Source organism: Propionivibrio sp. (assembly GCF_041441355.1).
Classification (GTDB): Bacteria; Pseudomonadota; Gammaproteobacteria; order Burkholderiales; family Rhodocyclaceae; genus Propionivibrio.
In genome coordinates this window covers 21,850-41,628 of sequence record NZ_JASDTF010000027.1, presented here as the reverse complement: position 1 = coordinate 41,628, position 19,779 = coordinate 21,850, and the positions used below count along the sequence as shown (strand labels likewise).

The window sequence follows — 19,779 nt, the reverse complement described above, 5'->3', positions numbered from 1 at the left end:
ATGCACTGGGCTGGACGCACCATTCCACGCGCCCTGCAGCGCCGCTGCAGCGCCCTGTGGATGCGGCTTCCGGGCCTACTGCTTTCAGTATTCATCGCGCTGAGCGCCCCGCATTCCGGCGCTTCCGAGCGTTACGACCTCCTGCCCGGCAGCGCGCAGGCGACGCCCGTCTACGTGCGCGAATCGAACGACGCCGGCCGCGACGGACCGACCGTGCTCATCGTCGCCGCCATCCACGGCGACGAGGTCGCCGGCCACCACGCCGCCGAAGCCCTGCGCCGCGAGACCCCGGCGCGCGGGCGCTGGATCATCGTCCCCACCGCCAACCGCGCCGCCTTCGAGGCCGGCGTGCGGGCCAGCTACGACCTGCCCGACCTCAACCGCCAGTTCCCCGGTTCGCCGCACGGCGCCGCCGGCGCGCGCCTCGCCGACGCGCTGATGAATCTCGTCGCCCGCTACCGCCCGGCGCTGGTGCTCGACCTGCACGAGGCCTGGCACACGCGCGGCGGCGAACGCAACGAACTGGCCAACAGCCTGATCGTCAGCACCGCCGCGCTCGATACGGGCAAGACCTGTCGCTCGGCCACCGAACTCGTCTTCGGCTTGCTCGAAGGCCCGCCGCTGCCCGGTGGCGAGTCGCTCAACTTCCTCGCCGGGGCGCCGACCGGCAGCTTCAACCGCGAAGCCTCGGCGCGCTTCGCGGTACCGGTGATCACCGTCGAGAGCGACCGCGACGCGCCGCTCAAGGCGCGCATCGCCTACCACCGCGCGGTCATCCTGCGCCTGCTCGAAGCCATCGACGGAGCGCCGCAATGAGCCTGCTGACGGGCGCCACGGTCGGCGCCTGCCTTGCCTACCTCGGTTGGCTCGTCATCGAGCAGCGCCGCGCCCGCCGCCACCGCGCCGCCCTCGCCCACGTCGTCCATGTAAATGGCATTCGCGGCAAATCGTCGGTCAGCCGCCTGATCGACGCCGGCCTGCGCGCCGGCGGGCGGCGCGTGCTGACCAAGACCACCGGCACCCGGCCGCGTTTCATCGACGTCGACGGGCAGGAGCGGCCGGTCTGCCGGCGTGGCCAGGCCAGCATCCGCGAGCAGCTCGCGACGCTGCGCCGCGCGGCGCAACAAGGCGCCGAGGTGCTGGTCGTCGAATGCATGGCCGTGCTGCCCGAATATCAGGAGGCGAGCGAAGAACGCATGCTGCGCGCCGACGTGGCGGTGATCACCAACGTCCGCCCCGATCACCCCGAGGAGATGGGCGGCGACCTCGACGACGTCGCCGCCGCGCTCGCACTCACCCTGCCCACGAACGGCGCGGCCTTCACCGCCGACGCCGCCTACGCCGACGTCTTCGCCGCCCGCGCGGCAGGCAAAGGCAGCACCTGCGCCCTCGCCGCGCCTTGCCACGACGATCCGCCCGACTTTGCCGAGAACGTCGGCCTCGCCCTCGCCGTCTGCGAACACCTCGGCGTGCCGCGCCCCGTGGCGCTCGCCGGCATGCGCCACTACCGGCGCGACCCCGGCGTGTTCGCCGTGCAGACGCAGCCAACCCCCTGCGGCGGCACGCTCACCGTGCTCAACGCGCTGGCCGCCAACGACCCGGCGTCGGCCGCACAGCTCCTGGCGCACGCCGAAGCGGAAGGTTTGTTCCCCACCGCGCCGGGAAAAAACCGGCGCCTGCTGCTGATCAACAACCGCTACGACCGCCCGGCGCGCACCCTGCAATTCGTCGACTTCGCCCTCGCCCACGCCGCGCGCTTCGACGCTTTCGTCCTCTGCGGCCACGCCCGCGGCCTCGTCGCCCGGCGCCTGCGCCAGCGCGGCCTCGCCGCCGAGCGCCTGCTCGAACTCAAGCATTTTTCCGACCTGCCCGCCCTGCTCACCCGCCCTGGAGAGACCGTCGCCGCCACGGTCTTCGCCGTCGGCAACATCGTCGGCAGCGGCCAGGAGCGCGCCTCCTCTTCTTCGCCAAACTCAACGCCCGATGTCCGATGAACTGATCATTTTCGGCGTCCTCGCCAGCATCGTCTTTCTCGAACTGACGCAGATCTCGCCCGGCGGCGTCATCGTTCCCGGCTACATCGCCCTCCTGCTCGACGACCCGTGGCGGGTATTCGCCACCATCGTCCTGAGCCTGCTCACCTGGGGCGCGGTGCGCCTCTTGTCCGAGCACATCATTCTCTTCGGGCGGCGGCGTTTCGCGGTGTTCATCGTGGTGAGCTTCCTGCTGCGCTGGCTGTTCGGGCTGGTGAGCGCCGAGGCCGAACTGCCGATCAGCGCGGCGGTGGTCATCGGCTACCTCGTGCCCGGCATCCTGGCGCATGAGATCGACCGCCAGGGCGCGGTCAAGACGCTGAGTGCGATGCTGCTCGTCGCGATCTGCCTGCGCCTTCTCGCGCTTGCCTTCACCCGCCTCGGCGGGCTTTAAGATGCAGCGCCCGCGCTGGGAACACCGCGACTGGCTGCTGATTGCCGCGCTCGTCGTCGCCGCCACCGCCTACGGCCTGCGTGACGCCTACACCGAGTACCGCCCCTCGCCCTGGCACGCCGAAATGCTCGCCGCCGCGCGCCACGCCGAGGCCGCGCAGGCCGCCATTCGCGCCGACAAGGCCGCGCGCGGCATCGTCCTCGACCGCGCCGACGACCCCAACGCCACCGGCCTCATCGGCCCGCGCTGGAGCGGCATGACCACCACCCTCGGCGTGCTCGAAGCCAAGCGCACCACCACTAACCCCAACTTCGCCGCCCTCGCCGTCGCGCTGCTCAAGGCGTGCGGCGCCAAGCCGGGCGAGCGCGTGGCGCTGAACCTCTCGGCGTCCTTCCCGGCGCTCAATGTCGCCGTGCTCGCGGCGGCCGACACACTGGGGTTGGAGACGGTGAGCATCGCCTCGCTCGGCGCCTCGATGTGGGGCGCCAACGACCCGGCCTACCCCTGGCTGGACATGGAAGACCGCCTGCTCGCCGCGGGCCTGCTGCGCCGCGCCTCGGTGGCCGCCTCGCTCGGCGGCGCCGACGATGTGGGCAAGGACATGGACCCCGACACCCGCGCCGCCCTGCGCGCGCGCCTCGTCGCCAGCGGGCGGCCGATGATCGAGGAGGCCGATCTAAAACGCAACGTCGACGCCCGGCTCGCGCTCTACCTCGCGGGCGGGCGCCCGGCGTGCTTCGTCAATGTGGGCGGCAACCTCGCCGCCACCGGCGCCACGGCGCACACCAGCGCCGCCGTGCCGGGGCTGATCCGACCCACGGCGAAAGCCGAAAGTGGCGAAGACCAACGCCTCGGCGGCCTCATCGGCGCCTTCCTCGCGCGCGGCGTGCCGGCCATCCATCTCCTCGACATCAAGGCCCTCGCCCTCCGCCACGGCCTGCCCTACGACCCGCTCCCCCTACCCGAAACCGGAGAAGGGAGCCTCTACCGCCAGGCCTCCGTCAATCGCGGCGTCATCGCCACGGTGCTGGCGGTAGTCGCGGCTTTGCTGGCGGGGTATGTGCGCTTGGGACGGAAAAAATAAGCCGCAGATCGCAAGGCGCGAATCCAGAAGGAATCCGCCGGGAGCAACACGCCCCCGGCGGAAGGCGCTCAACCGAGCGCCGGCTGCAGACGCGCCGTGAAGTGGCGCAGAATCGGCGGCTCGTAGGTGAAGGTCAGTCCGCGCACCCGTTCCGCCCGCCGCGCCACGGTGATCAGGCAGTCGGCGATGTAGTCCATGTGGTCGTTGGTGTAGACCCGGCGCGGAATCGTCAGCCGCAGCAGTTCAAACGGTGAAGCTTCCTGCTCGCCGCTTTGCGGATTGCGCCCCAGCAGCAAGGAACCGATCTCGACCCCGCGCACCCCGCCCTCGAGGTACAACTCGCAGGCCAGCGCATGCGCCGGGAATTGATCCGCCGGAATGTGCGGCAACACCTTGCGCGCATCGACGAACACGGCGTGCCCGCCGGTGGGCGTCTGGATCGGCACCCCGCCCTCGATCAGCCGCGCGCCCAGATACGCGACCTGTCCGATGCGGTAGGCCAGCCAACGCTCGTCCATGCCCTCCTTCAAGCCGACCGCCAGCGCCTCCATGTCCCGCCCCGCGAGGCCGCCGTAGGTCACGAAGCCCTCCATCGGCACGCAACGCACCTGCACGGCGCGGAACAGGCTCTCGTCGGCCTTGAAGCAGCACAGCCCGCCGATATTCACGAGCGGGTCTTTCTTGGCGGACATGGTCATCATGTCGCCGACGGCAAACATTTCGCGCACGATCTCGGGTATCGCCATGCCGCGGCACTGCGGATCGCGCTGCTGGATGAACCAGGCGTTTTCGGCAAAGCGCGCGGCATCGATGATCACCGGCACGCCATGACGGCGCGCCAGGTCGGCGGCGGCGCGCATGTTGTCGAGCGCAACGGGCTGCCCGCCGGAACTGTTGCAGGTCACGGTGATGATCAAGCCGGCCACGTTGCCGTGTTCCTTTTCGAGCAGCGTCGCCAGCCCGGCGAGATCGAAATTGCCTTTCCAGTCATAGGGCGTCGTGGTGTCGAAGGCCTGCGGCGTCAGCACGTTGATGGCGCGCGCGCCGGCGATTTCGATGTGCGCCTTGGTGGTGTCGAAATGGTAGTTGGAAATGAAGCACGGCCGGGCGCTGCCCAGACGCTTGACGAGTTCGGGGAAGAGAATCTGCTCCGCCCCGCGCCCCTGATGGGTCGGAATCGTAAAGCGGTAATCGAAGACCTCCTGTACCACCTCGGCCAGGCGATAGTAGCTGCGGCTGCCGGCGTACGCTTCGTCGCCGACCATCATTGCCCCCCACTGGCGGTCGCTCATGGCGCCGGTGCCGCTGTCGGTCAGCAGATCGATATAGACGTCTTCGGCACGCAGCAGAAAGGGGTTCCAGCCGGCGATGGCCAGCGCTTCGTGGCGGTATTCGGGCGTGGTTTGCTTGATCGGTTCCACCATCTTGATGCGGAACGGTTCGGGAATGCGACGGGACATGATGTTCTCCTTGCGATTGCGCGCCGGCACGACGGCGAACGTGGCACCGGCGGCAGATGAGCGAAAGCCAATCCAGGCGAACGGCCTGAATCAGCGAAAAACAGCGGGCAAAGGAGGATTACCGACGGGGGAAGTCGTCGGTCAGAACCACGTCAATGTTGTACCAGCGTTTCGGGAGAACGCGCTCGGCAGACTCGATCATGACCGAAAGGGCACCGTTATTCATGGCAGCGAAGAAGCTCGCGTTTTGCGCAAATCAAACGCTGAGCGGGAGGAAGGCTCCGCCGTGACGTCCGCTACGCGAGGGCACGGAATACTCTATCACACCCACGCTGCCGCTCCGGGGCTGATCCGCCCCTGCGCCAACGCCGAAACCGGAGAAGACAAACGCTTCGGCGGCTCGATCGCCCCCTTTCTCGCGCGCGAACGATGGCTGGGAAGGCGCATGGAATCTAGCTTTCGGGCGTACAGGCCGGGAAGCGCCGCTGGATGCGGGCTCGGCGCATGGCAAATCGCAATTGATGCGAGCGGCGGCGAAGCGTAAAATTCCAATTGAATATCATTGAAATCGAAGCATCGCCCGTCCGCCCCAACGAAACACGCTCGAAACACAATCAACCGGATCGAAACGGGGCAAAAGCGGGCTCGAAGCCGGTCGATGGGAAGGGAGAAAATGAGCTTCGCCCGATTGCGCATGGCGTTCAGCCTGCGCCAATCGCTGGCCCACTGGGGGCGCGTTTATTTGTCGATCGGGCCGGTCGGCATCGTTCTCGGCGTTTTCTTCGCCGTACTCGCGCATCAGCTTTTTGAGGTGAAGGAAGGCGTCGCCGGGCGCTGGATCTTCGCCCCGCTGGCCGTGCTGTTTGCGCCCGTGTGCCTGGCCGTCCTGCCGCGTGCCTTGAAGAAATCGAGCCAGGAAGTGTGTTTCCTGATCCGCGCCTGGTCGATGTGCCTTTCGCTTTCGCTGGCGGCGGGGATGTTTCTGGGCGCGATCATCGGCGGCATGTGCCATTTCGCGTTCGACCTCGAGATGGAAACGGCGCTGTTCAAGGTCGCCGTGCCGACCCTGCTGACCTTCATCCCCTTTGGATTTGTCGTGCTGGCCAAACGCTTGCGCCAAGCCGGGATCATTTGAACGATCCGCGTTGCCGCCCCGCCTAGCCGCCGGCCGCAAACGCCGGCAGGCGCATCAGCTCCTTGCGCAGAATCAGGCGCTCGTACGGCGCAGCGCCACCGGAAAAGTCCACCGCCAGCGCCTTGGCAACCTTGCTGCGGGTTGCGTCGTTGTCGGCGAGGAAGTAGCTGCGCTGCTCGTCGATGCTGACGAGGTTAAGCAGCCAGTCGGCGTGCAGCGCACCCAGCGTGGCGCGGATGCGCGCGTGCTGATGCGCCATGATCCGGCGGGCATCCCAGATCACCAGTTGCGCCAGAACGGCGGGCCGCTCGGCCGTCGGCGGCAGGGTCTTGGCGTCGTTGCGCAGCGCGGTGCCGAGGTCGCGCTCGATCGCCGCCTGACACTCGGAAAAATACGCCGCCGGCCAGTCGTCGCCGACGCCCGCCAATGGCGCCAATGCGGCGTAGGCGGCATGGTCGCGCGCGGTCGTGACCTGCGCGCCGAAGTTGAGGGTGTTGTCGAGAATGGCCGCCAGCAGGAGCCTCGCCGTTGCCGGACGCATCTGCGCCAAGGCGCCCGCCGCGAGCCACGCCTCGTAGATTTGCGTCGCCGCCGCGCCCACATGCTCGATCCGCGCCCGTTCGCCCAGGCGCGCGTGCCAGAAGGCTTCCGCGCCGGAATGGTGGTCGTACACGGCGACAACCCGCTCGACCTCGACGATGGGATCGAGATACGCCGGATGGGAGACGTCGACCAGCACGAAGGTGTCGCTCGGGTCTGGCACATGCGCTTCCAGGCCGACATGCCCGGCCCGCAGGCTGGCGCAGATGCTGTCGTTGAGCGGCGCGCTGCTCAACGCTTTCGCCGGCTCGCCCAAAACATTGAGCAACTCGGCGCAGGCGATGCAGCCGGCATAGGCGTCGATGTCGAGGTAGGCCGAACCGGAGGTGACGATCTTCATCTTCATTTCAAAGCGATGGACGGGCGTGTTGCCGCACTCAGAGCGCACGGGTTTCCATGATGCGTGAGTGAGCGGAAAAAATCGGAGGTTCAGGCGGACGAATCGGCCAGCGCCGTTGCCGGCTCGCGGTTCGCTTCAAAGCGGCGGCTGGCCGCGACGATCGCCTCGGCGATTTCAGCGATGGCTGCAGAGCGGTTCAAGGCAAGGAAGACCGGATGCACCTTGAGGGCGAGCACCGCGATCGTCGTTGCCTCGCGGGGCGCACGCCCCCCCGGAAAAGCGTCGGGATGACGTTCGATAAACTCGGCGGCACGCCGTATCGCATCGAGCCTTTGCTGGCTCTCCGCCCTCGGGAAAGAGAAGCGCCACGCCTGCACCCGCGCGTTGATCCGCTCATTCCATTTGCCGCCGACCTGCAAGCCCGCTGCGGCCAGGACCCGGCAATCGAAGCCACGGCAAGTTGCGGGGCGGCGAGGATAGATCGAGCAGTTTCCGTCGTCCAGCATCGGGCAGGCGCCATCCGCCCGATACCCCATCACCGCGTACCCTTTTGGCATGCCCGGCGCTGCGTGCAAGAAGGGCTTGGCGATGGCCGCATGGGCGGAATGATCTGACGGCGTGAGATGAACGAATCGGCCGGCACGGCAGCACCCGCGACAGTCGCCGCAGGGCACGTCGACGGCCTCGCCGGTCTGAAAGGAATGGAGAATACGCTGCAGCCAAAGCTCGAAATCGCCGGCTGCAACCGGCTGGGTGTTGGTCATATCGGGAATGGCTTTCGTGTTATTTGCTTTCGCGCTATCTGGGCGGCTCAAACCGAGGGGAATGTCATCAATGTTGCGTCGGCTCAGCTGCGTTTAGCCATGATCTCGCGCTCGAACTTCGGCAGCCACGCGCCCTTGGCGTGGTCGAAGGTCTTGACCACGACGCGGTCGGGATAAAGAAACAACGAGTTGGTCCACAGCACCTCGCGGTCCTGCATGTCGGTGCAATGGATGTTCGTCACCCGCCCGTCGTAGAGATTGATCGGCGCGGCGAAGCTCGCGCGGCTCGGCGCGGTGTGCGTATGCCCGGACACCCACAGGAAGACCTGCGGGTTCTCGGCAAGCACGGTACGCAGCGTCGCCGCCGGCTGGGCCACGAAATTGGGCTTGTTCACCTTGTCGTTGTAACTGTCGAGCGTGCCTTCCAACGGTGCGTGGAAGAACACGAGGGTCGGCCGCTGGCGGTGGCGCGCGAGTTCCTGCCGGAACCAGTCGATCTGCGCCGGAGAAATCTCGGCCAGATGGCCGGGCGCATCGGTCGACAGGAAGATCAGCGCGTAATCACCCACCGTCGTGCTGTAATGGATGCTCGAGAGGCCAAAGGTCTCGCGGAAGCGGCGCAGCCGCGTCTCGCGTTCTTCGGCATCGCCGCGGACCGACTTGCTGCCCTTCTGGAACCTGGAATAGATGAAATCGTGGTTGCCGACCACCGGCAGCAGAGGTTTGGCCAGCGGGGCGAAGAAGGACTTGATCGCCGCATACTCGGCCGCCGAACCGTCGCCTTCGCACAGGTCGCCCACCGCCACCACGGCCTCGACGTCGCGCCAGGAATTGATCGTCTGCAGCACCTGTGCCTTGAGCGCCAGATTGTTCCCCGGCAGGTGCATGTCGCCGAGGACGACCAGATGGTGCGGTGCCGCCGACGTCGCGCTTGCCGTCGCGACCTTGGGCAGGAAAGCGCCCAGGACCAGCGCGCCGAGGGCTTTGAGGAAGGTGCGTTTGTCGTGGCGGATCATGGCAGATGGAGAGGTTCAGGAAAATGCCGAATGATACGCCCGTTCAAGCCCCGGAAGATCAGGCCGGCGTTGGGCGCAAAAGAGCGCGGCCCGCTGAGCCCTCACTTCGCCGGAGGCTCAGTACCACGGCGCGCTCAGTTCCTCGGCGGCGAACGCCTCTTGCACCGCCGGGCGCGCCAGCACGCGAGCCAGATAAGGGGCGATGTTCGGATACTCACGCGCCGGCAGGTGGCTGAAGCCGCGCGTCCAACGGCAGAGCATGAAGACGAAGGGATCGAGCACGCTGAAGCGCTCGCCCAGGAACCAGGACTGGCCGTGCGCGGCCAGGTGCTGGTCGACCTGGGTCAGCAAGTCGCCGACGCGCGCCTGAGCGTGGGTTTTCACCTGCTGCGCCCCCTCGCTGTTGCCTGCGTCGACCTTGCGCTCGGCGTGGAAATAGTCGTTGAGCGCGGTTTGCAGCGTGTTGGTCGCCCAGATCAGCCACTTGTAGGCCTGCGCCCGCTCGGGCGTGCCCAGCGGCGGCAGAAGCTCTGCCTGTGGGTGAGCATCGGCGAGATGCAGGCAAATGGCGGCGGACTCATACAACACCAGACCATCATCGACCAGCACGGGGATCACGCCGTTGGGATTGAGCTTGAGGAAGGCCGGTTGCTTCAACTCGCCCCCGGCACGATCGACCCTCCGGAGATTAAACGGGAGGCCCAGTTCGCGCAGCACGACATGCGGCGCGAAGCTGGCGTTACCGGGGAAATAGTGCAGAGTAATCATGAGGAATAGGCCTAACAAAAGGACAAGTTTGTACTACAAACAACCCGACTCTTCCGTACTCTCAGAGAAACAATCAATTTGCATAACATTGCAGAGGTCTTGCTTATAAGCGACAACCCCAAGGCCATTAGCACTATCTGTCCATCCAAGCGCGGAAAGAACGGAGTATGAGCGAGGCCGGTTGCTACCATAAAGGTTGAAAGATATCCCATTAAAAGGAGATGGCCACATGTTATGCAAATGGTTAAATACAACCTCGTTTAACACACTTAGTCGCTTTTCACCGAAGTGGTTGTACTGATTTCGCCCTGCGAAAACGACTACTCCGAGTGGTAAATCTCCAATATCGCGGCCAACGCAAAATCTGGCTGGCAAAGAAAAAATCTCATGCTTCTTCCAACGTGTGGTCGGATTTTCTTTTAGCAGTCGATTGATCTCGGTTTCGAACCGGATAGCGTTCTCGGATTTTTCGCCGAGCACCGCGAAGCGTTCAATCGCGACATAGGCAATTTGAAGGATCGAGCCAGCAATAATTTCTCTTGCGACATCGGTGCTTGAGAACATGTGTTTTCGCCGTTCGAGATCATCGCGAGTCTTTGATTTTGTCAGGTCAACCAAGGCCTGAATTTTCTGCCAGCCATATTCATTGAGCAAGCGAAACAATCCCTCTACCGCAGGAGCGGTCTCAACCATGTAGGAACGAGCGTTCTCCATTAAGTGCTAACGTGAAGTTAAGAGGTGCAAGGTTCGACGCTTGGCTGTTTTTCGCGTGTGATTGTAAGCACTCTTGAATTGGGTTTCTCGACGCGATGCCTACGCAATCTCTCCCGCATCCTACGCCTTGCCATCGGCATCAACAATTGCCTTTTCGATGCTCTGGAAAACGCATCCAGATGCGCCTTCCAGCCGTGCCACGCCCGGATCAAGCCTCCATGCGACGAAGGGCGCCTCAGCGCCCTTCGTACGTGCCATGCCGCTGACTGCGGTCCGCCTTATTTGTCGAACGCGAACCCCTGCGCCAGCGCCACTTCCGCCGTCTTGCGCGCGCAGCCGCGCTCAAAGGCCGCTGCCGTATTGGCCGACCAGGGCAAGCCGTCAGCGCGTCCAGTCGATTGCCAGTGGGCCATCAGCGTCTGGTCGTAGGCCGCAATCCCGGCCGCGAGGGTATCGCCGCAATAGGTTTCGTCGTGCCGGTAGGTGTCGAGCGGCAGGCGCGGTTTCTGCGCTGCCGGCTGATCGACGTGGCCGAGGCTGACGCCGACCATCGGGAAGGTCAGCGGCGGCAGTTCGAGCAGGTCGATCATCCCCTGCGAATCCTGCCGGATGCCGCCGATCGGGACGACGCCAAGGCCCAGCGCGCGGGCGGCGGTCATCAACGTCGCCAGGGTGATTCCGGCGTCGACCGCGCCGATGGAAAAGCCTTCGGCCGTGGCGTGGAGCTTCTGGGTCTGGCCGGCCATTTCGATCGCCAGCCGGGTCTTGTGGAAATCGACGACGACCACCACGAAGACCGGGGCCTTGGCGATCCACGGTTGGTTGTTGGCGAGTTGGGCGATCTTCGCGCGCCGCGCCGCGTCGCGCACGACGACCAGCGAAATGTGCTGGCCGTTGTTCGACGTCGGCGCGCGCTGGGCGGCGTCGACGATCTCCGCCAGATCCGCATCGCTCACCGGCGTATCGAGAAAGGATCGGTCGCTGCGGTGCGTCTGCAGGAGGCGCAGGGTTTCGTTGCTCATGGTTTCTCTCTGAAAGAAGGCGTGGCGCGCGCCATTCCGGGCGCATGCTCACGGGGCGTTTCGGTGCGGAAGAACTATAGCCGAAAGCGGCGGCACAACGGCCGCTTCAACGGGCTCGCGATGGTCTGCTCAATGCCCTGGAAGGCGCATCCAGATGCGCCTTCCAGGCCTGCCATGCCAGGATCAAGTCTCCATGCGCCTTGCCGGGCATCGCTCCGAAATGAATCCCCAAAGGGCGTGAGCAAGGCTGTGGACAAGGACAGAACAAAGCACCTAGCGCCATGACGCAAAAGGCTTTTCAGACGACGCTTCTTTTTTAGGCAACCTGACATGAAACGGCAGGGGCGCCACCGATGCGGCACGTTGCGGGCCGGGCGCGCCCCATCGCTTAAGCCTAAGCCTCTTCCAAGAAGCAAACGGGGCAACGTGCCTGCGCACGCCGCCCCGTTGTTTGCCGGGCCTTCGCCGTGACTACGGCTTCAAGCCATACACCGCCGATCCGTCGCCGTTGTCCTTGACGAGGCGGATGCCCGGGTGCTGCGCGAGGAAGCGCGCGGCATTGCTGGACGAGAGGAAGGTCGCTTCCACCGTGCCGGTGGGGGCGATGCGCCAGTTGCCGTCGGCACTCGGGTTGATCTTGCTGCCGGCGCTCTGGCTCAGGTAGTCGACCAGGGCTTGCCGGTTTTCGTCCGGCGCGTCGAGCACGACCTTGGCGCCGGTAACGCCGGGGAAGTTGCCGCCGCCGTAGGCGCGGTAGTTGTTGGTGGCGACGATGAAACGGGCTTGCGGGTCGATGGGTTTGCCGCCGAAGCTCAGGTTGCGGATGCGCTGGGCGTTGGGGTTGGCGAGTTGGCCGTTGATGGCGTAGCGCGCCGGCTGGGTGACGTCGATCTCGTAAGTCACGCCGTCGATGACGTCGAAGTTATACGAGGGGAAGGCGTCATTGACCAGCGCCTGCTGCGCCGGGCCCTTGGGGTCGATCTGGTGGAACTGCCCGGCCGACATTTCCAGCCATTCGCGCACCTCGGCGCCGGTCATCAGCATCGCCTTGAGGGTGTTGGGGTAGATGTAGAGGTCGGCGACGTGCTTGATCGCCAGCGGGCCGGCGGGAATGTCGGTGAAGTAGCTCCAGCCCTGGCGCCCGCCGGTCTTGAAGGGCGCGGCGGCCGACAGGATCGGCAGCTTTTCGTAGTCGGTGCCCTGCATGGCGCGTTTGACGTAGGCGGTCTGGGCGTTGGAGACGATCTGCACCGAGGGGTCGTCGGTCACGAGCGAGAAGTAGCTGTAGATCGGCGCGCTGCTCTCGGCGACCTGGCTGCGCACGTAGTCGAGCGTCTGCGCGTGCTCGGTGGCGATCAGGCGCTCGACCATCGGGTCGGCGTCGACCAGCGACTTCTTGGCGGCGCGATCGAAGATCGGGCGGATGTGGGCGCGGCTGTCGACCACCTGCCAGCGGCCGGCGGGCTTGTCGAGCGTGAGGTCGATCACGCCGAGGTGGTCGCCCCAGCGGCCGGGCATGACCGAGGGCACGCCGTTGATCGTGCCGCGTTCGAGGTCGACCTTGGGATGGCTGGCGAAGGCCTTGCTCGGGAATTCGGCGTGCGCGTGACCGAAGAGGATGGCGTCGATGCCGATCACTTCGGCGAGCTTGGAGACGGCGTTTTCGCCGAGCTGGCCGACCTCGCCCTTCTCGAAGCCGGAGTGGGCGATGGCGACGACGAGCTGGGCGCCCTTGCCGATCATTTCGGGCACGTAGCGCTCGGCCATTTCGACCATCGAGCGGGTCGCCACCTTGCCTTCGAGGTTGGCCTTATCCCACTGCATGATCTGCGGCGGCACGAAGCCGATCACGCCGATCTTGAGCGCCTGCTTCGCGCCCTTGGCGTCGACGAAGCTGCGGTCGAGGATGACGTAGGGCGTGAACGCCGGCGTCGGATTGGCGCTGTTCTGCTTGCCATCGGCGAGAACCACGTTGGCGCTCACATAGGGGAACTGGGCGCCCGAGATGGCGCGCCGCAAGAAGTCGAGGCCGAAGTTGAATTCGTGGTTGCCGAGGTTGGCCGCGTCGTACTGCAACGGGTTCATCACCTTGTACGCCGGGTGCGTCTGCCCCGCCTTGAGCGGCTTGATCTTGGCCATCACGTCGCCGAGCGGGTTGCCTTGCAGCAAGTCGCCGTTGTCGAAGAGCAGGCTGTTGGGCGCTTCGCTGCGCGCCGCCTTGATCAGGGTGATGGCCCGCGCGAGGCCGAACTGCTCGGTCGCTTTGTCCTGGTAATAGTCGTAGCTGAGCAGGTTCATGTGCACATCGGTGGTTTCCAGGATGCGCAGCTTGAGGGGTTCGGCCAGGGCGGGGTGGGCGCAGAGCACGAGGGCGCTGGCGACGGAGAGGGTGCGCAGAAGTCGCATGGGAGGGCTCCAATGAGGGGGCTTGAACGGACGCGGGAGAGTCTTCAGCACTGCTGGAATACCGGGAATGCACGCAAAACGCAGGATGGAAACCGGCCGCATGTCTTGAGCGCCGCCCCCACCCGTAACCACTGCCTGCCCATCCTACGCCGTGCCATTGGCATCCGCAACGCGGCAGGCACCGGTAAAGTCAGCCGCTCAATCGACCCAGCCGGAGGACAACTGTGGTGAGTTGCGGGTCAGCAGCACTGCCGGAATCAGCTCGACCGTCTTGGGCAAGGGCTTGCCTCGGATCAGCGCCAGGCCGTATTCGACGGCTTTCTCCGCCTGCACGTCGGGCAGTTGGGCGACGCTCGCCACGATCAGCGAATCGGCGTCCTTCAGCCGGGCTTTGACGCGCGGCGCGCCGTCGACGCCGACGATCACGAACTCCGAACGCCCGGCCTGGCGGGCGGCCTGTTCGACGCCGATGGCCGTGGGGTCGTTGATCGCGAACACGGCGTCGATGCGCGGGTGCAGCGTCAGCAGATCGGTCATTTTGGAGAAGCCGCCTTCGACGCTGCCGCCGCCGTCGCGTTCGGAAGAGAGCACCTGGATTCCCGGGAATTGGGCGAGCTTTTCCAGGCAGCCGGAAACCCGATCGGTGATCGCCGAGACGCGCGGACCGTTGAGGATCACCACCTTGCCGCGCCCGTGCAGACGCTCGGCGATGTGCGCGCAGGCCAACTCGCCGGCCTGAACGTTGTCGGTCGAGATCGTCGCGTCGGCACCGCGCGCCCGGACATCGACCGCGATGACGCGAATGCCGGCGGCTTGCGCCTTGCGCACGGCGGTTTCGATGTCGATCGGGTCGACCGCTGTAAGGATGATCAGGCCGACCTTTTTGCGGATGAAGTCGTCGATTTGCGCCTGCTGGCGCTGCAAGTCGTAGGCGCTGGACGTCACGCTGACGCGAACCTCCGGCCCGAGCAACCGCTGGGCGGCGGTCTCGACGCTGCGCGCGATGCGGACAAAAAACGGGTTGCCGAGGTCGGTCACCGAAACGCCGATCCGGCGCAACGGCGCCGAATCCCCGGCGTCCGCCGCCAGCCCCGGCACGCTGCAAGAAAGCGCCAGCAACCCGAGCGCCCAGCGCCGCCAGTGCTGCCAAGGCCCTCGCGCCCGGCTGTCCTGGGGCCGGGGAAACTTCTGGGCAGAAGGCATGCCTCGCTCGGCACGCGGTCGCACAACACTCGTCATCGTCCAGGCACTCCGGGCTGAAACGCGGCCACGGCTTTCCGCACCGCCGCGTCGAACTGGTGGATCGTAAACGGTTTGTTCAACAGCACGTCGCCGTCCTCTAGGCCAAAGCGGCTCATCAGCCGCTCGACCGGCAGGCCGGACATCAAGATGCGTGGCAGTTCGGGATGGCGGCGGGCGACTTCGCGCATCAGTTCGACGCCATGCATGCCGCCACCGAAGTCGACGTCGGAAAGCAGCAGCGACACCGGCGTTTGCCCGCGCACCGCCATCCCCTCCAAGGCCGCCAGGGCTTCTCTGGCTGACGCGGCCTCGGTCACCGCATGGCCGGTCGCGCGCAGGACGTCGGCCAGTGCGGCACGCACCTCCGGGTCGTCTTCGACGAGCAGGACTGACAAGCCCGCAACGGCATCCTCCGCTTGAGCTGCCGGCAAATCGGCCACGATCTCGGGGCGTCGCGATGGCAGGCGCAGGACGAACACGCTGCCGGCGCCCGGTGCACTCTCGACTGCGATCTCGCCGCCCGACTGTTTGACGAAACCATAAACGATGCTCAGGCCCAGGCCATTTCCCGACCCCGCCTTGGTGGTGAAGAAGGGCTCGAACACGCGCTCGCGCACCGTTTCGTCCATGCCCTGCCCGCTGTCAGCCACCTCGACGCGAACGACATCCCCCCCGGCTTCGTCGCGCGTGCGCAAGGTCAGGGTGCCGCCGGCCGGCATCGCGTCGCGGGCGTTGATGGCCAGGTTGAGCAAGGCGTTTTCCATCTGCCCGCGGTCGACCCAGGCGCACGACTGCGGCGCCTGCAAGTCGAGCACGACAGCGACCCCCTGGCCGACGCTGTACTCGATCAGGTCGGACAACTCGCGCACGAAGACGTCGATCTCGACTGCCGTCGGCGCCAGCGGCTGCCGCTTGGCGAAGGCCAGCAGGCGATGGGTGAGCGTGGCCCCGCGCTCGGCCGCCGAGCTGGCGCGCCCGGCAAAGCGTTGGCCGGCCGCCGAGAGTTCGCCGCACTCCTGAAGCAGGTAAAGGTTACCGGTGATCGCCGCCAGCAGGTTGTTGAAGTCGTGCGCGACGCCGCCGGTGAGTTGCCCCAGCACTTCCATTTTCTGCGCCTGGCGCAGCTCGGCCTCGACGCTGCGACGTTCGGTCAGGTCGCTGTACAGCGTAACGAAACCGCCGCCCGGCATCGGGTTGCTGCGGAACTCGACGACCCGGCCGTCAGGAAAGGTTTGCTCGAAGCGGTACACCTGATGTTGCCGCGCCTGATTCAAGGCCCCCAGCAGCCCCGGCTCGGGGCTTCCATCGTTGATCTGCTCCGGCAGCAGGGCCTGGATTTCCGCCAGACTCATGCCGTGCGCGACGGCATCGCTGCGCAGTTGCAGCAAGGCCGGGTATTGCCGGTTCCAGGTCACCAAGCGGCCATCGCGGTCGAACACCGAGAGGCCGTCCTTCATGCTCTCGACCACCGTGGCCAGCAGATTGGTCTGTTCGATCATATCGGCGGCCATGCGCCGCACGGCTCGGGCGTTGTCGCGGAAAACCTCGAAGGCGCGCGCCAGGGCGCCCAATTCGTCGGGGCGCGAGGTTTCGGGGGTGGACTGCTCGGTATCGCCTTGCGCCAGGCGACTCATCACCTGGGTGATGCCGCCGAGGCTCTTGACCATGCGGTTGACGGCCCGCATCCCGAGCACCGCCACCCCGACGCACAGCAGCGTCAGGACGGCGATGCCGAACATGCCCGAACGTACGGCGCGGTTGATCGATGCGCCCTGCCGGTCGGCGCGTTGCTGGACGTCGCGCACGTAGGCCTCGACGCGTTCGCTCAGGCGCTCGGCCTCGGCCCGCGTGCGCGCCACCAGAAAGGCCTTACGCTCGCGCAGCTCGAACTGCTGCGCGCGCAGCATGAAGACGTTGCCTGGCCCTTCGAGGTTGTCGCGGACGAGGTTGAGCACGCGCTGCGCGGCGAGGTTGTCGCGCTCGATCCGCGCCAGTTGGAACTGCACGTGCTGACGCAAGGCCTCGAGCAAGCGCGGCTCGGTCACCTCGATGGCGAGCGCCGAATCGCGCAGGACGGCATCGATCCGCTCCATCGACGCGACACCGCCGGCCAGCGTGCTGCGCGCACGTTCGAGGCGATAGAGGTACTCGCGCAGGTCTTCCTGCAGGAACAGATCCTGGCGCGTAATTTCGATCAGTTCTTCGATGCTCGCCTTCAGGGCGGCCAGCGCCGGCCTGACGTCGAGCTCGCTGCCGCGGGCCTGGGGCAAGGCTGCGGCCAGCTGCTCGGCTTGCGTGAGCCGCGTGCGCAGGGCGCTGGCCTCGGCCTGCAGCTGGAACGGGCGATTGCTCTCGGCCACGTAGGGCGCCATCGCGGCGATGGCCGCCGTCCGCTGCGACAGTTCGAGCGAACGCGCAACCTCGGGCAAGACGTGCGTCTGAAAGTCGTGCAGCGCGTCGCGGGTGTCGCGGATGCCCCACCAGCCCACCAGTGCCAAGGCCATGGCCGAGAGGAAGAGCACCGCAAAGGTGAGCAACAGGCGGCTGCGAACGCTGACCGGGAAAGGCCAGCCGCCGCGCAGCCAGCGGCGGAGCCCGCCGAGCGCGGCAGAATCAGACGCAGGCGGACGTTCAGGGTTTCGCGTCGGCACGCGCCCCCCCGCGCTCGAGCACGCCCCGGAAGACGTAGCCCATGCCCCGCTCGGTACGGATGAACCCCGGCTGACCAGGATTGGCCTCGATCTTGCGGCGCAGCCTGAGGATCAGCACGTCGATGCTGCGATCGAACACCTCGGTGTGTTCGCCGCGCATGTGTTCGAGCAACTGGTCGCGCGAAAGGACACGATTGGCGTTCGCCACCAGGGCTTCTAGCAAGGCGTACTCGCCCGGGGTCAGGGCGCAGGGTCTGGCGTCGCGGTCGCACAGGGTGCGCGCCGCAAAGTCCATCGTCCAGGGACCGAAACGGGCACTCTCGGGCGCCAGCGCCGGCTCTGGCGCAGCCGGGGCGGCCTCCGTTGCGCCTCCCCGCTCGCCGGCACGGCGGATCAAGGCCCGGACCCGCGCCAGGAGTTCGCGCGGGTTGAACGGCTTCATCAGGAAATCGTCGGCGACCAGCTCCAGGCTGAGGATGCGGTCGGTCTCGTCGCCCTTGCCGGTCAGGATCATGATCGGGATGGCGGAATCCTGGCGCACCGCGCGTGCCAGCGCCAGGCCGTCCTCACGCCGCAGGCGCAGGTCGAGGATCAGCAGCGCGTGATCGCCCGCGGCCAGCGCGCGCTGCATTTCCGTGCCATCGGCGACGGCCTGGGCGCGGAAACCGCCCGATTCGATCAGGTCGATCAGCAGGTCGCGCATGTCCTGCTCGTCGTCGACGATCAGGATGCGCGGCGGGTAAGGCGTTGGCGTCAAACGCATGCATGCTCCAGGCGCCGGGTCGCGGCGTTCGTGTTCAGGCGGGGCACGGTCGGGGGTGATGACTCGTGCAATGCGTATGGCGTGATCATACCCGAGGCCATCGCGCTCGGGGTTCGTCTGCCGCCGCGAATGATCGCGCAGCCGCGGGCGGCCATTGTTTCAATTGTTTCAAAGCACGGCCGGAACTGAAATCTGGCATTAACGCCCGCCGCGTCCAATGCCCAGCGCAAACCGCAAACCCACCGCTTGGCAGTGCTTTGGCTCAGCCTGTCGTTCGGGCCAGGTACAGGGGCGGCGGCTGCTGTCAGGAGGAGGCCGGCGCGGGCGCGCCGCCTCGCAGAAGCTGGTGCTGCAAGGATGCGATCACACGACATCCGGGCAAGCGCTGGTTGGATCGTTGTTCTTATCAGGAGAGCCTCATGAAACAACGTTTGATTCCGCTGTTGCTCGCTTCGTTGTCCGTTTTTGCGATCGGCTCGGCCTCGGCGGCCGGCAAGGAACTGAAGTCCGTCGGCCTGACCGTCGGCGACATGGCCAACCCCTTCTTCGTCGCCATGGGCAAAGGCACCGAGGACGCGGTCAAGAAGATCAATCCCAAGGCGACGGTGACGGCGCTGTCGACCAAGTACGACCTGAACACCCAGGTCGGACAGATCGAGAACTTCATCGCCAACAAGGTCGACCTGCTGCTCGTGAACGCCGTCGATCCGAAGGCGATCGCACCGGTGCTCAAGAAGGCACGCGCAGCGGGGATCGTCGTGGTGGCCGTCGACGTCGGGGCCGAAGGCGCCGACTACACGGTCATGTCAGATAACGTGACAGCCGGCGCGAATGCCTGCGAATACATCGCCAAGAAGCTGAGCGGCAAGGGCAACGTGGTGATCGTCAACGGCCCGCCCGTCACCGCCGTGGTCGATCGCGTCGCCGGCTGCAAGCAGGTGTTCGCCAAGACGCCGGGGATCAAGATTCTCTCCGACAACCAGGACGCGAAGGGCAGCCGCGACGGCGGCATGGCGGTGATGCAGAACCTGCTGACCGCCCATCCGAAGATCGATGCCGTCTTCGCCATCAACGACCCGACGGGGATCGGCGCTGAACTGGCGATCAAGCAAGCCAAGCGCCCCGGCGTCTTCATTACCGCGGTCGACGGCGCGCCCGACGCGGTGGCGGCGCTGAAGGATCCGAAGAGCCTGTTCGAGGGCAGCTCCGCCCAGAACCCCTACCAGATGGCCAGCGACGGGGTGAAGATCGGCTACGAGATCATGAACGGCAAGAAACCCGCCGAGCCCGTCAAACTCCTGCCGGTGCCGCTGATCACCAAGGAAAACCTCAAGGATTACCCGGGTTGGGTGAAGAACTGAGGGCGAACGCATCCGGCCGCGCTTGA

The 19,779-nt window shown here is 66.2% G+C and carries 18 protein-coding genes; 7 read left to right on the top strand and 11 right to left on the bottom strand.

Translation table 11 applies throughout. The annotated features are described in order from the left end of the window. The 4 genes from QMB55_RS10050 to pgsW are packed head-to-tail and all read left to right on the top strand — an operon-like array spanning position 1 to position 3,511. Positions 1-816, top strand: a complete 816-nt coding sequence (locus QMB55_RS10050; RefSeq protein ID WP_497588565.1) for a succinylglutamate desuccinylase/aspartoacylase family protein — start codon at positions 1-3, stop codon at positions 814-816. Beyond that, positions 813-1,994, top strand: coding sequence for a poly-gamma-glutamate synthase PgsB (pgsB, locus tag QMB55_RS10045; RefSeq protein WP_497588564.1), 1,182 nt, complete (start codon positions 813-815; stop codon positions 1,992-1,994). Before QMB55_RS10050 ends, pgsB begins: the two co-directional genes overlap by 4 nt. Further along, positions 1,984-2,427 carry a poly-gamma-glutamate biosynthesis protein PgsC gene (gene pgsC, locus QMB55_RS10040; RefSeq protein ID WP_497588563.1) on the top strand — a complete coding sequence of 148 codons (444 nt, stop codon included), beginning with the start codon at positions 1,984-1,986 and terminating at the stop codon, positions 2,425-2,427. The genes pgsB and pgsC overlap by 11 nt, the downstream gene beginning before the upstream one ends. Before the next feature lies 1 nt (position 2,428). Further along, positions 2,429-3,511 carry a poly-gamma-glutamate system protein gene (pgsW, locus tag QMB55_RS10035; RefSeq protein WP_497588562.1) on the top strand — a complete coding sequence of 361 codons (1,083 nt, stop codon included), beginning with the start codon at positions 2,429-2,431 and terminating at the stop codon, positions 3,509-3,511. Between the two features lie 68 nt (positions 3,512-3,579). Here pgsW and QMB55_RS10030 read toward each other — a convergent pair whose 3' ends face one another. Further along, entirely contained in the window at positions 3,580-4,971 is a 1,392-nt protein-coding gene (locus QMB55_RS10030) for a tryptophanase (protein WP_497588561.1), read from the bottom strand. Here QMB55_RS10030 and QMB55_RS10025 point away from each other — a divergent pair. Both QMB55_RS10025 and QMB55_RS10020 read left to right on the top strand, forming a co-directional pair. Further along, positions 4,970-5,515 carry a hypothetical protein gene (locus QMB55_RS10025; protein ID WP_497588560.1) on the top strand — a complete coding sequence of 182 codons (546 nt, stop codon included), beginning with the start codon at positions 4,970-4,972 and terminating at the stop codon, positions 5,513-5,515. The genes QMB55_RS10030 and QMB55_RS10025 overlap by 2 nt on opposite strands. Before the next feature lie 129 nt (positions 5,516-5,644). Next, positions 5,645-6,106: a hypothetical protein gene (locus QMB55_RS10020; protein ID WP_497588559.1), complete on the top strand. Its 462-nt coding sequence runs from the start codon at positions 5,645-5,647 to the stop codon at positions 6,104-6,106. A 22-nt stretch (positions 6,107-6,128) separates the two neighbouring features. On the opposite strand, the gene QMB55_RS10015 is transcribed toward QMB55_RS10020, so the two are convergent. From QMB55_RS10015 to QMB55_RS09970, 10 genes are all read right to left on the bottom strand, one after another. Next, complete coding sequence (locus QMB55_RS10015) at positions 6,129-7,046, bottom strand: hypothetical protein (protein WP_497588558.1); 918 nt, start codon at positions 7,044-7,046, stop codon at positions 6,129-6,131. 89 nt (positions 7,047-7,135) lie between these two features. Next, on the bottom strand, positions 7,136-7,810 hold the full coding sequence (locus QMB55_RS10010) for a YkgJ family cysteine cluster protein (protein WP_497588557.1): 675 nt from the start codon (positions 7,808-7,810) through the stop codon (positions 7,136-7,138). An 83-nt stretch (positions 7,811-7,893) separates the two neighbouring features. Then, positions 7,894-8,826: a metallophosphoesterase family protein gene (locus QMB55_RS10005; RefSeq protein ID WP_497588556.1), complete on the bottom strand. Its 933-nt coding sequence runs from the start codon at positions 8,824-8,826 to the stop codon at positions 7,894-7,896. 117 nt (positions 8,827-8,943) lie between these two features. Then, entirely contained in the window at positions 8,944-9,594 is a 651-nt protein-coding gene (locus QMB55_RS10000; RefSeq protein WP_497588555.1) for a glutathione S-transferase family protein, read from the bottom strand. A 33-nt stretch (positions 9,595-9,627) separates the two neighbouring features. Further along, positions 9,628-10,287, bottom strand: coding sequence for a hypothetical protein (locus QMB55_RS09995; protein ID WP_497588554.1), 660 nt, complete (start codon positions 10,285-10,287; stop codon positions 9,628-9,630). Between the two features lie 299 nt (positions 10,288-10,586). Further along, on the bottom strand, positions 10,587-11,330 hold the full coding sequence (locus QMB55_RS09990) for a nitroreductase family protein (protein ID WP_497588553.1): 744 nt from the start codon (positions 11,328-11,330) through the stop codon (positions 10,587-10,589). Between the two features lie 471 nt (positions 11,331-11,801). Then, the gene (locus QMB55_RS09985; protein WP_497588552.1) at positions 11,802-13,736 is read right to left on the bottom strand and encodes a bifunctional 2',3'-cyclic-nucleotide 2'-phosphodiesterase/3'-nucleotidase; all 1,935 of its coding nucleotides are present in this window, start codon (positions 13,734-13,736) and stop codon (positions 11,802-11,804) included. Between the two features lie 198 nt (positions 13,737-13,934). Continuing rightward, positions 13,935-14,939, bottom strand: a complete 1,005-nt coding sequence (locus QMB55_RS09980; protein WP_497588551.1) for an ABC transporter substrate-binding protein — start codon at positions 14,937-14,939, stop codon at positions 13,935-13,937. Between the two features lie 32 nt (positions 14,940-14,971). After that, entirely contained in the window at positions 14,972-17,629 is a 2,658-nt protein-coding gene (locus tag QMB55_RS09975; protein ID WP_497588550.1) for a PAS-domain containing protein, read from the bottom strand. After that, the gene (locus QMB55_RS09970) at positions 17,610-18,392 is read right to left on the bottom strand and encodes a winged helix-turn-helix domain-containing protein (RefSeq protein WP_497588549.1); all 783 of its coding nucleotides are present in this window, start codon (positions 18,390-18,392) and stop codon (positions 17,610-17,612) included. Before QMB55_RS09970 ends, QMB55_RS09975 begins: the two co-directional genes overlap by 20 nt. A gap of 419 nt (positions 18,393-18,811) precedes the next feature. Between QMB55_RS09970 and QMB55_RS09965 the strand changes: the two genes are divergently transcribed. Further along, a complete protein-coding gene (locus QMB55_RS09965; RefSeq protein ID WP_497588548.1) occupies positions 18,812-19,753 on the top strand; it encodes an ABC transporter substrate-binding protein in 942 nt (313 codons plus the stop codon). Positions 19,754-19,779 lie beyond the last annotated feature (26 nt).

Coding starts and splice junctions, on each gene's coding strand:
- QMB55_RS09970 (WP_497588549.1), bottom strand. CDS start 18,392: ATGCGTTTGACGCCAACGCCTTACCCGCCGCGCATCCTGATCGTCGAC.
- QMB55_RS09965 (WP_497588548.1), top strand. CDS start 18,812: ATGAAACAACGTTTGATTCCGCTGTTGCTCGCTTCGTTGTCCGTTTTT.
- QMB55_RS10030 (WP_497588561.1), bottom strand. CDS start 4,971: ATGTCCCGTCGCATTCCCGAACCGTTCCGCATCAAGATGGTGGAACCG.
- QMB55_RS10005 (WP_497588556.1), bottom strand. CDS start 8,826: ATGATCCGCCACGACAAACGCACCTTCCTCAAAGCCCTCGGCGCGCTG.
- QMB55_RS09990 (WP_497588553.1), bottom strand. CDS start 11,330: ATGAGCAACGAAACCCTGCGCCTCCTGCAGACGCACCGCAGCGACCGA.
- QMB55_RS09995 (WP_497588554.1), bottom strand. CDS start 10,287: ATGGTTGAGACCGCTCCTGCGGTAGAGGGATTGTTTCGCTTGCTCAAT.
- QMB55_RS10020 (WP_497588559.1), top strand. CDS start 5,645: ATGAGCTTCGCCCGATTGCGCATGGCGTTCAGCCTGCGCCAATCGCTG.
- QMB55_RS09985 (WP_497588552.1), bottom strand. CDS start 13,736: ATGCGACTTCTGCGCACCCTCTCCGTCGCCAGCGCCCTCGTGCTCTGC.
- QMB55_RS10050 (WP_497588565.1), top strand. CDS start 1: ATGCACTGGGCTGGACGCACCATTCCACGCGCCCTGCAGCGCCGCTGC.
- QMB55_RS10000 (WP_497588555.1), bottom strand. CDS start 9,594: ATGATTACTCTGCACTATTTCCCCGGTAACGCCAGCTTCGCGCCGCAT.
- pgsB (WP_497588564.1), top strand. CDS start 813: ATGAGCCTGCTGACGGGCGCCACGGTCGGCGCCTGCCTTGCCTACCTC.
- QMB55_RS10015 (WP_497588558.1), bottom strand. CDS start 7,046: ATGAAGATCGTCACCTCCGGTTCGGCCTACCTCGACATCGACGCCTAT.
- pgsC (WP_497588563.1), top strand. CDS start 1,984: ATGTCCGATGAACTGATCATTTTCGGCGTCCTCGCCAGCATCGTCTTT.
- QMB55_RS09980 (WP_497588551.1), bottom strand. CDS start 14,939: ATGCCTTCTGCCCAGAAGTTTCCCCGGCCCCAGGACAGCCGGGCGCGA.
- QMB55_RS10025 (WP_497588560.1), top strand. CDS start 4,970: ATGATGTTCTCCTTGCGATTGCGCGCCGGCACGACGGCGAACGTGGCA.
- pgsW (WP_497588562.1), top strand. CDS start 2,429: ATGCAGCGCCCGCGCTGGGAACACCGCGACTGGCTGCTGATTGCCGCG.
- QMB55_RS10010 (WP_497588557.1), bottom strand. CDS start 7,810: ATGACCAACACCCAGCCGGTTGCAGCCGGCGATTTCGAGCTTTGGCTG.